This window comes from Streptococcus sp. cx1 (assembly GCF_052384325.1).
In the GTDB taxonomy this organism is placed as follows: Bacteria; Bacillota; Bacilli; order Lactobacillales; family Streptococcaceae; genus Streptococcus; species Streptococcus salivarius_G.
The window spans coordinates 72,029-84,596 of sequence record NZ_JBQSUN010000006.1 but is presented as its reverse complement, the minus strand read 5'-3'; the positions used below and the strand labels follow the sequence as shown (position 1 = coordinate 84,596).

The 12,568-nt window shown below is 40.5% G+C and carries 8 protein-coding genes; all 8 read left to right on the top strand.

Annotated features, from left to right (window positions below; all coding sequences use genetic code 11):
- Positions 1–124 precede the first annotated feature (124 nt).
- Complete coding sequence (pulA, locus tag ACT170_RS08740) at positions 125–2,320, top strand: type I pullulanase (RefSeq protein WP_410536958.1); 2,196 nt, start codon at positions 125–127, stop codon at positions 2,318–2,320.
- Between the two features lie 169 nt (positions 2,321–2,489).
- Positions 2,490–4,370, top strand: coding sequence for a 1,4-alpha-glucan branching protein GlgB (gene glgB, locus ACT170_RS08735; RefSeq protein ID WP_444818217.1), 1,881 nt, complete (start codon positions 2,490–2,492; stop codon positions 4,368–4,370).
- 190 nt (positions 4,371–4,560) lie between these two features.
- Positions 4,561–5,703: a glucose-1-phosphate adenylyltransferase gene (locus ACT170_RS08730; RefSeq protein ID WP_414327663.1), complete on the top strand. Its 1,143-nt coding sequence runs from the start codon at positions 4,561–4,563 to the stop codon at positions 5,701–5,703.
- Positions 5,693–6,829, top strand: a complete 1,137-nt coding sequence (glgD, locus tag ACT170_RS08725) for a glucose-1-phosphate adenylyltransferase subunit GlgD (protein WP_414327664.1) — start codon at positions 5,693–5,695, stop codon at positions 6,827–6,829. Before ACT170_RS08730 ends, glgD begins: the two co-directional genes overlap by 11 nt.
- Positions 6,826–8,256 (top strand): glycogen synthase GlgA, encoded by a 1,431-nt coding sequence (glgA, locus tag ACT170_RS08720; protein WP_414327665.1) that lies wholly within the window; start codon positions 6,826–6,828, stop codon positions 8,254–8,256. The genes glgD and glgA overlap by 4 nt, the downstream gene beginning before the upstream one ends.
- Positions 8,257–8,600: 344 nt before the next feature.
- Complete coding sequence (locus ACT170_RS08715) at positions 8,601–11,006, top strand: glycogen/starch/alpha-glucan phosphorylase (protein ID WP_444818216.1); 2,406 nt, start codon at positions 8,601–8,603, stop codon at positions 11,004–11,006.
- 214 nt (positions 11,007–11,220) lie between these two features.
- Complete coding sequence (locus ACT170_RS08710) at positions 11,221–11,781, top strand: GNAT family N-acetyltransferase (protein ID WP_444818215.1); 561 nt, start codon at positions 11,221–11,223, stop codon at positions 11,779–11,781.
- Between the two features lie 198 nt (positions 11,782–11,979).
- Positions 11,980–12,444 carry an IS200/IS605 family transposase gene (gene tnpA / locus ACT170_RS08705; protein WP_002883780.1) on the top strand — a complete coding sequence of 155 codons (465 nt, stop codon included), beginning with the start codon at positions 11,980–11,982 and terminating at the stop codon, positions 12,442–12,444.
- Positions 12,445–12,568: the final 124 nt, after the last annotated feature.

The window sequence follows — 12,568 nt, the reverse complement described above, 5'->3', positions numbered from 1 at the left end:
CATTCTTTTTTTATGTTCAAAATAGACCAAAAAATTGCAAAATATTCCATAAGAACGCTTACAAAACGAACATTTTTTGCTATAATAGGAGAAAAAGTGAGTAACAAAAACTAAGGAGTAAAAAATGGACAATTTATTAACCGTTCATTTTCATAGTATGCATGGCGACTATTCCAGATACAGTATGTGGAAGTGGCTAGATGGTTATTGGGGCGAAGAAGCCCATTTTTCACGTGAGGATGATTTTGGTCTTGTTGGTCAGGTTACTTCTCCCTCCAATCGTTTTATTGATTCTGTCAATCTTTTGGTCAAAACGGAAGACTGGTCGAGGCAAACACATGATTACCGTGTCCGACGCTTCCTAGGGGATGCTCCCAATGCTATTTGGATAGTTGAAGGTGATCCAACTGTTTATTATTCTAAACAGGCAGCCTTGACTAGCCATAGTTTCGAAGGTCGCGACCAGCATGCCTTTGATATGGCTCTCCGAAGACAGGAATTTGACCAGAAGTGGGGCTTTCAAGGTTGGTTAGGTCATAAGTATGAAAAAGGGGCCACAGAGTTTCGCCTTTGGTCACCTCTAGCTCGTCGTGTGCAGCTCTTACTTTTTAAAAAGGGCAGTAAAAATCCTAAGATCATTAAGATGAGCCGAGGAACCAGTGTCAATAAAGACCGTCATGAGATGAATACTCACGGTGTTTGGAGTGCCACTGTTAAAAAGGATTTGGATGGGGTAGCCTACCAGTTTCGTGTGTATCATGAGGAAAGTTTTTATCAGGATACGAGAGACCCCTACAGTATCGCCCTTAGCTTAGATAATAAAAAAAGTTTGGTGGTCAATCCACAGCGACTTGTTCCAAGAGGGTATGAAAAGGTTACCAAGCAAAAAGCGAGCTGGCGTAAGGCAAATGCTTGCTCATCCGTTATCTGTGAGATGCACCTCCGTGACTTCTCAATCTCAGAGACATCTGGTGTTAAGAAGTCCTATAGAGGAACCTATCTAGGTGCTTGTCAGAAAGGGACTAGAAATGCCCATGGAGATTTGACTGGTTTTGATTACCTCAAACGTATGGGCTACAACTATGTCCAACTGCAACCAGTCTTTGATCACCATAAAACCTATGATAAAGGTGGGAAGCTTCTCTACAACTGGGGGTACGATCCTGAAAATTACAATGTTCCGGATCGTCAGTTTGCTGCTGATCAAAAGAATCCCGTGGCACCAATTTTAGAGCTTAAGAAAATGATTCAGGCCTACCATGAAGCAGGAATAGGGGTTATCATGGATGTGGTTTATAACCATACTTACTCATCTTACAGCTCTCCTTTCCAACTATCTGTGCCGGCTTATTACTACCGTATGCATGACAATGGGTCTTTCCAAGATGGATCAGGCTGTGGAAATGAGACAGCCAGTGAAAAGGAAATGTACCGTAAGTATATGATTGATTCCTTAACCTATTGGGCAGAAGAATTTGGAGTGGATGGTTTTCGTTTTGACCTTATGGGCTTACATGATGTTGCTACGATGAATGCCATTCGTTCGGCCATGGATGATATTGATCCTAGGATCCTTCTTTATGGTGAAGGATGGGATATGGGAATTGGACTTCCTGTAGACCAAAAGGGCAAGAAGGATAATGCAGCCTTGATGCCTAGAATCGGATTTTTCAATGACAATGCGCGTGACGCGGTCAAGGGGGCAGAGGTCTATGGGTACATCAATAACGGCTATGTGTCTGGAGCCCCATTGGAAGACCAGATTGCCAAGAGTCTGCTTGGTAGCCGTGGTTTTGTAAACTACCTCATGCCAGGTCAGGTCCTCAACTATATCGAAGCGCACGACAACTACAATTTGAATGACCTTATGCATCATTTGCATCCACATGATTCGCCAGAAGATATTGAAAAACGTATTTACTTGGCAAATGCTCTTAATCTAAGTATGCAAGGGATGTGTTTCATGCAGTTGGGACAAGAATTCCAGCGTAGTAAGATGGTTGCAACAGGTGAAGATGGAAATTACACGGAAGCGGATGTTAAGCGTGCCATGAATAGCTACAATGCCCCTGATGCTGTTAATCAGGTGGATTGGAATCAAGTGACTCTTAAGAAAGACTTGGTTGCTAAAGTTGCCAAATTAATTGAGCGTAAGCAAACCGTACCAGAATTGTCATATCGTTCATATGCAGATATTTACGATAATCTTTATGTCGCAAAAGCGGAGTACGATTCAGGTATTGTTGAATTGCACATTTCTGGAAAATTACGTAAGACTTTTGTGTTCAATAATATGAAAAAAGATTTGGAGATTTACTGACAAGGCAGTAAAAAAATGCTATAATATAGGAAACGCTTACACAAGTAGTTTTATTCACTTGTGAGCCCTATCAATCTTAAGGGTTTTCTAGTGTATTTACATATATTTCAATGTTTTAATTTCTTGATAGTTAGATTTATCAAGACTAGTTTAAGGAAGGAGTGATTGTATGAATCTCGATGAAGCCATGTACACGTTTGGAACAGGTGAGAACTTCCACCTTCAGAATTATCTGGGTGTGCATGAATTGGAGGGTGAAGAAGGATTTGTCTTCCGTGTGTGGGCCCCTCATGCTGAGCAGATTCAGGTAATCGGAGATTTCACAGGTTGGTTTGATGAACCTCTGGATATGACTAAAAACCATATCGGCGTTTGGGAGGCTACTTCAGCTCTCCCTGAAGAAGGACAGATTTATAAGTTCTTGGTAAAACGTAAGGGTGGTCAAGTAGTTGAAAAGATGGATCCTTTTGCGACTTACTTAGAGCCTCGTCCAGGAACAGGAGCCGTCATTCGTAAGAAGAAAGCTAAGAAGTGGAAAGATGGCCTTTGGATGGGGCGTCGCAAACGCTTTGGTTTCCAAAAGCGTCCGGTAAATATCTATGAAGTTCATGCATCGTCTTGGAAACTAAAAGAGGATGGTCAGCCTTATACTTTCAAGGAATTGAAAGAGGAGTTGATACCATATTTAGTTAAGATGAACTATACCCACGTGGAATTTATGCCACTCATGGCTCATCCGTTAGGGATGAGTTGGGGTTACCAACTCATGGGTTACTTTGCTTTTGAGCATACTTATGGTACACCAGAAGAGTTTCAAGATTTTGTTGAAGCATGTCACCAGAATAATATAGGTGTCTTGGTAGACTGGGTTCCAGGTCACTATACACAGAATGACGATGCTTTAGCCTACTTCGATGGCACACCAACCTTTGAATATCAAGATCACGATCGAGCTCATAATTATCGTTGGGGTGCCTTGAACTTTGACTTAGGAAAAAATCAAGTACAGTCTTTCCTTATTTCAAGTGCTCTTTACTGGATTGAAAATTATCATATCGATGGTATCCGAGTGGATGCAGTATCTAACATGCTCTACTTGGACTATGATGAGGGTCCATGGATGCCAAACAAGGATGGTGGGAACCGTAACTTGGAAGGTTATGGCTTCCTTCAAAAACTCAATCGTGAGATTAAAAAACGCTATCCAGACGTCATGATGGTTGCGGAAGAATCAACTGCAGCAACACCAATTACACAACCGATTGAAGAGGGTGGTCTAGGTTTCGACTTCAAATGGAATATGGGTTGGATGAACGATATCCTCAAATTCTACGAAGAAGATCCAGTTTACCGTCAGTACGATTTCAATCTGATGACTTTCAGTTTCATGTATTGCTTCAATGAAAACTATGTTCTACCATTCTCACATGATGAGGTGGTACATGGTAAGAAGAGTATGATGCATAAGATGTGGGGTGACCGCTACAATCAGTTTGCTGGTCTTCGTAACCTCTATACTTATCAACTCTGTCACCCAGGTAAGAAATTGCTCTTCATGGGATCTGAATTTGGTCAATTCTTAGAGTGGAAATTTGATTACCAACTGGAGTGGGGAAATCTTGAAGATGAGATGAACCAGAAGATGCAGGCCTTTACTAGCCATATGAATGCTTTCTATAAGGACCACAAGTCTCTCTGGCAGATTGATGATTCCTACGATGGTATTGAGATTATTGATGCGGATAACCGAGCTGAAAGTGTTCTTTCCTTCATTCGTAAGGATGACAAAGGCGATAAGGGTGACTTCCTCGTCTGTGTCTTCAACCTAGCTCCAGTGGAACGACAAAACTTCACTATAGGATTGCCAGTAGCTGGTATCTACCAAGAAGTCCTTAACACTGAGATGGAAGAATTCGGTGGTGTCTGGAAGGAAGGAAATCCTGATACCCGTACCCAAAAAGCGAAGTGGAAGGACTATGAAAATACTCTTAGCTTCACATTGCCAGCTCTTGGAGCAAGTATCTGGCGTGTTAAACGTCGCTTGAAATAAAGGGTTGACTTAAACGTGTACACGATTTGTTTTTCAGAGGTGATAGCAAGGAAGTCGCGGTTGAAAGAAGCATTCTGACGCCCAAACTATTGCCACACTGAGAAACTTACTTTAATTGTCATAATCAGTTTCGACTGATTGTCTCACATTCTTTTGAGGATGGAACTAAAAATCATGAGGGGGACTATTCATGAAAAATGAAATGTTGGCTTTGATCCTTGCTGGTGGGCAAGGAACTCGTCTTGGAAAATTGACCCAAAGTATTGCCAAACCAGCTGTTCAGTTCGGTGGACGCTACCGTATCATTGACTTTGGTTTGTCAAACTGTGCCAATTCAGGAATTAACAATGTAGGTGTCATTACACAGTATCAACCACTTGCTTTGAACAATCATATCGGTAATGGTTCAAGTTGGGGATTGGATGGTGTTAACTCTGGTGTATCAATTCTTCAACCTTACTCAGCTAGCGAAGGTAATCGTTGGTTTGAAGGTACCAGCCACGCTATTTATCAAAACATTGAGTATATCGATAGCATCAATCCTGAATATGTTTTGATTTTGTCTGGTGACCATATTTACAAGATGGACTATGATGATATGCTCCAATCTCACAAAGATAACAACGCAAGTCTTACTGTCGCCGTTCTTGATGTGCCACTTAAAGAAGCTAGCCGTTTTGGTATCATGAACACTGATGCTAATAACCGTATTGTTGAGTTCGAAGAAAAACCTGAAAATCCTAAATCAACGAAAGCATCAATGGGTATTTACATCTTTGATTGGAAACGCCTTCGCAATATGTTAGTTTCAGCTGAAAAGAGCTCAGTTGATATGTCAGACTTTGGTAAGAACGTTATCCCAAATTATCTTGAAACAGGTGAAAGCGTCTTTGCTTATGAATTTGAAGGCTATTGGAAAGACGTAGGTACTATCGAATCCCTTTGGGAAGCAAATATGGAGTACATTTCTCCTGATAATGCCTTGGATAGTCGTAACCGTCAATGGAAAATTTACTCACGTAACGTGATTGCTCCACCAAACTTCCTTGGTGAACATGCTCATGTTGAAGATTCACTCGTTGTTGATGGCTGTTTGGTTGATGGAACTGTTAAACATTCTGTGCTTTCAACAAGTGCACAAATTCGTGAAGGTGCAGTCGTTGAAGATTCAGTGATTATGAGTGGTGCAATTATTGGTAAAGGTGCAAAAATTAAACGTGCTATTATCGGTGAAGGTGCACACGTCTCCGCAGGTGTGGAAATTGACGGTACAGAAGAAGTGCAAGTCGTAGGATACAATGAAGTAGTGGGGGTACCAAAAGATGAAGATTGATAAATATTCTGCAATTCTAGGAAATACCGTAGGATTCCATGACATGGATGGCTTGACTGAGCACCGTCCTATTGCCAGCCTACCATTTGGCGGAAAATATCGCCTCATCGACTTCCCTTTGTCTAACTTGGCTAATGCTGGTATCCGTAGCGTCTTTGGAATCTTCCAAAACGAAAACATCGGTTCTGTCTTCGACCATATTCGTTCAGGTCGTGAGTGGGGCTTGTCTACTCTTCTCAGCCACTACTATCTTGGTATTTACAATACTCCAGTTGAGAGTTCAACTGTTAATGAAGAATACTATCGCCAAATTTTGACTTACCTTAAACGTTCAGGTTCAGACCAGACTGTAGCTCTTAACAGTGATATTTTGGTCAACATTGATCTTAATCAGGTTTTCCACCTCCACAATACAACAAAACAAAAAGTTACTGTGGTCTACAAAAAACTTCCTAAAGAACTCATTTCAGATGTAAACAGCGTTTTGAACATTGATGACTCTGACAAAGTGCTTAGCCATGAGCTCTTCCAGGGTGGAGATAAAGAAGTTTACAATATGTCTACAGATATCTTTGTTGTGGATACACCATTCTTGATTGAAAAATTGGAAGAAGAAGCAGCTAAAGAAGAACCACGTAAGCTTCGTTATGTACTTCGTGATTTGGCAGTTGCTGAAAATGCTTTTGCTTACGAGTACACTGGTTACCTTTCAAATATCCACTCAGTGAAAGCGTACTTTGATGCTAACTTGGATATGTTGGAATCACAAAAATTCTATTCACTTTTTGCACCAAACCAAAAAGTTTATACAAAAGTTAAAAATGAAGAGCCGACATACTATTCAGACTCTTCTGAAGTTAAGCTTTCACAATTTGCATCTGGTTCGATTGTACGAGGTAAAGTTGAGAACTCAGTAATTTCACGTAATGTTGACTTGTCTGAAGGTTCTAGTGTGAGCCATTCAATTCTCTTCCCACGTGTTAATGTTGCCAAAGGCGCAACAGTTGAATATGCTATTGTGGATAAAGGTGTTGAAATCGCTGAAGGTGTTACGATTCGCGGTACAGAAAACAACCCAGTTGTCATCAAAAAAGGTAGCGTTGTAACAGAGGATATTGTACGATGAAAATTTTATTTGTAGCAGCAGAGGGTGCACCTTTCGCTAAGACTGGCGGTTTGGGTGACGTTATCGGTGCTCTTCCTAAATCTCTAGTCAAAAATGGTCACGAAGTTGCCGTAATTCTCCCATATTATGATGTGGTTTCGGCTAAATTTGGCGATCAGGTTGAAGACCTTGGCTTCTTCTATACAAATGTTGGTTGGCGTCGTCAATATGTCGGCATCAAGAAAATTGTCCGTGATGGTGTGACCTTCTTCTTCATTGATAATGAGCAGTATTTCAACCGCGGTACGGTATACGGTGAGTGGGATGATGGTGAGCGTTTTGGCTTCTTCCAAATGGCTGCCCTTGAGTTGATGGAAAAAGTGGACTTTATTCCAGATATTCTCCATGTTCATGACTACCACACAGCCATGATTCCATTCCTTCTTAAGGAAAAATACCATTGGATTCAAGCTTACCAAGGTATTAGAACAGTCTTCACTATCCATAATATTGAGTTCCAAGGTCAATTTGACAGTGGTATGCTTTGGGAAATCTTCGGTGTTGGTTACGAGCGTTATGCAGACGGTACGCTCCGTTGGAATGACTGCCTCAACTGGATGAAAGCAGGTGTTCTTTACGCAGATCGTGTAACAACAGTTTCTCCATCTTATGCTGGTGAAATTCAAACACCTGAATTTGGTAAAGGTCTTGATCAAATCATGCGCATGGAATCTGGTAAGTTGTCTGGTATTGTTAATGGTATCGATACGGACCTCCTTGATCCAGAAACAGATGCTCACATTCCTTATCATTTCTCAGTGGATGATTTGTCAGGTAAAGCCAAAGACAAGGCAGCTCTTCAAGAGCGTGTTGGTCTCCCAGTTCGTGAAGATGTTCCATTGATTGGTATTGTGTCACGTTTGACTGACCAAAAAGGTTTCGATTTGGTGGTTAACGAACTTCACAATATCTTGCAACATGATGTTCAGATTGTTCTTTTGGGTACTGGCTACAGTGACTATGAGAATTCTTTCTCTTGGTTTGGCCATGCTTATCCAGAGAAAATGTCTGCCAACATTACCTTCAACCTAGAGTTGGCTCAACAAATTTATGCTGGTTGTGACATTTTCCTAATGCCTTCAGCCTTTGAACCATGCGGGCTCTCACAAATGATGTCTATGCGCTATGGTACCTTGCCAGTGGTTAGCGAGGTTGGTGGTCTTCGTGATACTGTTGAACCATACAACCCTGTGACAGGCTCAGGTACAGGATTCTCATTTGGTAACTTCTCAGGTTACTGGATGGTTCAAACCCTTGAAAAAGCTCTCGATGTTTACGAAAATAATGCTGATGCTTGGAAACAACTCCAGCACAATGCTATGACACGTGACTTCTCATGGGATACAGCAAGTTTGGCATATGTTGATTTGTACAAACAATTAGTATAATTGCAAAGATAACTTTTCTCGCAAGGGAAAAGTTATCTTCGTGTAAAGCATTTGAAAACGCTTCTATATGATCTTGACAAAAGTCAGGATAGCATTTCTCAATCTTGCTGATAAAGCAATGAAAGAGAAGATATCTAAAAATCTGAATAGAAGACTAACTCTAATCGTGTTTAATAAACCTGACTGTTTTGACAGTTTTGTAAATAAAGATTTTGAAATATCTGTTTCGAATCTTGATTGGCAAGGTTTGGAAGTTTGAGGAAAATTTCCAATTCCCTCTTATCTGAATAAATCCCTCTGTAAGAAGTGTATTGAAGATAAGGAAGTAGTAAGAAAGGATTTCTATGCAAGTCGAAAATTTAACAAAAGAACAATTTATCCGTGATTTTAAAGACACGCTCCATCAAGAGCAGTTGATTAAAGTTGCTAAGGCCACACCAACTGAAATTTTTACAGCTCTGGCTGGTGTAATCCGTAAGTATTACACTAACACCTGGATTACACGTAACCATGCACTTTCAGACAATCAAGAAAAGATTGCTTACTACTTCTCAATCGAATTCCTCCCAGGTCGTATGTTGGAAACTAACCTCCTCAACCTTGGTATTCTTGACCTTGTTAAAGAAGGTTTCGCAGAACTTGATATCGATTTCCGCGAAGTGGTAGAATCTGAGCATGATATGGCACTTGGTAACGGTGGTCTTGGTCGTTTGGCTGCTGCCTTCATGGATTCGCTTGCAACTACTGGTTATCCAGGTTTTGGTAATGGTCTTCGTTACCGTTATGGACTGTTCAAACAACGTATTGTTGATGGTTATCAAGTTGAATTGCCAGATGGATGGTTTGGTTCAACAGGAAATGTTTGGGAAACACGTAAAGACCATGATATTGTCTATGTAAAACTCTTTGGTGATGTTGTCCTTGAAAGTGACGAAGATGGTCGTTTTGTTCCAACTTATAAGAATGCTCAAGTTCTTCGTGCTGTGCCTTACGATGTGCCACAAATCGGTTATCAAAATGGTGTGATTAACAACCTTCGTCTTTGGGATGTAGAAATTCCTGAAGAATACGAATTGGATTACACAACTTTGGAAGCTCGCCGTCGTGTGAAAGATATTACAGCCATTCTTTATCCAGATGATTCAACAATTGAAGGTAAAGAATTGCGTTTGGTTCAAGAGTACTTTATGACAAGCGCGGGTCTTCAAACAATCATTAAGTCTTACCTTAAGATGGGCTTGCCATTGAAAGATATCCACGAAAAGGTATCTGTTCACATCAATGATACTCACCCTGCGGTTGCACCAGCTGAATTCATGCGTCTTCTCCTTGATGAATACGGTCTTTCATGGGAAGATGCTTGGAATGCGACGTTTAAGACAATGAGCTACACTAACCACACAATCCTTCAAGAAGCTCTTGAAAAGTGGGATCAACAGCTCTTCAAACGTGTTCTTCCACGTGTTTACCAAATCATCTTGGAAATCGATAACCGTTATGTAGCTGCAATGGCTGGACGTGGTGTTGCTGCAGATGTTATCGAACGCACTCGTATCGTGAAGGATAACCAAGTGCATATGGCTAACTTGGCGATTATTGGTGGTCACTCAGTCAACGGGGTTGCCAAACTCCACACAGAACTTCTTAAAGAAGATACCCTTCACGACTTCTATACTATTTATCCTGAAAAATTCAACAACAAGACAAATGGTATCGTTCAACGTCGTTGGACACAAATTGCAGCGCCAGAACTTTCAGCAGCAATTGATGACGTGATTGGTAACGGTTGGCGTAACGACATCCATGAGCTTGAAAACCTTACAACTTACTTGGATGACAAGAAAGTCTTGAACCAGTTCTATCAAGTTAAGAAGACTGCTAAACAACGTTTGGCAGACTATATCAAGGAAACAACAGGCGTTGAAGTGTCTACAGATGCTATCTTTGACGTGCAGGTTAAACGTCTTCACGCATACAAACGTCAATTGCTTAACCTCCTTCACATTATCAAACTTTATTGGGACCTTAAAGATAATCCAGATAAAGACATGGTACCTCGTGTATTCATCTTTGGTGCCAAAGCTGCGCCTGGTTATCACTTCGCTAAATCAGTTATTAAACTCATCAACGAAGTTGCCAATCTTGTTAACAATGATGAAAGACTTCAAGGAAAACTTAAAGTTGTCTTCCTAGAAAACTACCGTGTCAGTCTTGCGGAACTTATCATTCCAGCAGCTGATGTCTCTGAGCAAATCTCATTGGCTTCTAAAGAAGCATCTGGTACATCAAACATGAAATTCATGATGACTGGTGCTATTACCTTGGCAACACTTGACGGTGCCAACATTGAAATCAAGGACGAAGTAGGCGATGAGAATGTTGTCATCTTCGGTATGGACAAGGATGAAGTTTATGAACACTATGCACGTCACGATTACTACTCTCGAGCAGTTTATGAGAATAACCAAGTCGTTCGTCGTGTCGTTGATACCTTTGTTAACGGTACGATTCCAAATGCTCAAGCTGAAGGTACTGAAATCTATGAAGCCCTCATCACCCACAACGATGAGTACTTCCTCTTGGAAGACTTCGTCGCTTATGTAGAAGCTCAAGAGAAAATCGATGCGCTTTATCGTGATCATGACAAGTGGGCACGTATGAGCTTGGCAAATATTGCTAAATCTCATAAGTTCACTTCAGATGATACGATTACAGAGTATGCTAAAGAAATTTGGGAATTGAAAAAATAAGCGTTAGCTCATGAGTCACAAAAAAAGATAACGGCTAGAAATGGTCGTTGTCTTTTTATTTTTTTAGAAGAGGGGTGTCATAGACAGCCCAAAAGCATTTATAAATGGCAGGAGAAGTTTATCTGTAGATCTATCTTAGCTCTTGAAACTTGCACTTGCTTATTAAGGTGTTATAATAACCTATAGGTATAAGCATCAAAAAGGGGGAAAATACATGGCTTTACGCAGCCAATTAATTACTAAGGAGTTTCCAGAATTAGATAGGGTAGAGCGCTTAAATAACGAGGCCTTCCCAGAAGAAGAACGTATTCCATTAAGTGAGTTTTTACAATTGGATGGTCGTGATGATTATCATTTCTTTGCCTTTTATGACGAGGATGATTTTGTTGGATTTGCCTCAGTTCTCTACAATGCCAAAGTTTTTTATGTGAGTTTCTTTGCCATCGTTCCTCAAATGCGGAGTCATGGCTACGGAAGTGAGATTATTGATAAACTGGTGGACTTTTATGGACCATCTCGGTCTATGGTCTTGGAAGTAGAGCGCTTGGATGAACCAAATGACAATCCTGAGCAACGTGAGGCACGTTGGGATTTCTATAAGCGTAATGGGTTCAAGACTTCCAATGCTTTCTTGGAATATGAAGGTTTGAGTTTTGAGATTCTCTATCGTGGAGATCACTTTGACGAAGAAGCCTACAGAGAGATATTCCGCAAACTTCAGGAAAATGCTTATTTTGACTTCAGTATTAAACATCGTCGCTTGAGTGAATTATAAACAATCAAACCAAACAGGTCTTAGTCGACCTGTTTTTCATTATGTGACTTTAAGTCCGTTTCGCTCCGAAGGTGCGAAACAAATAAACCACCCGCTATGCGGGTGCGCATCGAAGGTTAAACCGTCATAACAAAAACACTCCAAACGAGTTACAATATGGGTGTTCAAGCCAATTGTAAAACGAAAGGAGTTAAGACTATGGCGCAAAAAGCTCACAGTTTATCACATACAAAATGGATGTGTAAGTACCACATTGTATTTACACCTAAGTATAGACGAAAAATAATCTATAATCAATATAGGAGTAGTCTGGGAGAGATTTTTCATAGACTATGCCAATATAAAGGCGTTGAAATAATAGAAGGCCACTTAATGCCAGATCATGTTCACATGCTAGTAAGTATACCACCACGAATGAGTGTAGCTAGTTTTATGGGATATTTAAAAGGTAAAAGTGCCTTAATGATGTTTGATAAACACGCCAATTTAAAATATAAATTTGGGAACAGACATTTTTGGGCAGAAGGATATTATGTAAGTACGGTAGGACTAAATGAAGCCACAATTAAGAAATATATCCAGGAACAAGAGAAGCATGATATCGCTTTGGACAAATTAAGCGTTAAAGAATATGAAAATCCCTTTAGGGATAATGGTAAGTAATGCGAATGCCTCTTTGAGAGGCTTGTGACGAGTCAAAAGCAATAAGGCTTGAACAAAGTGAAAGCCAGCGTCTTTAGGCGCTGGCTGGTAATATGGGCTTATAGCCCATGATCAAACCACCCGT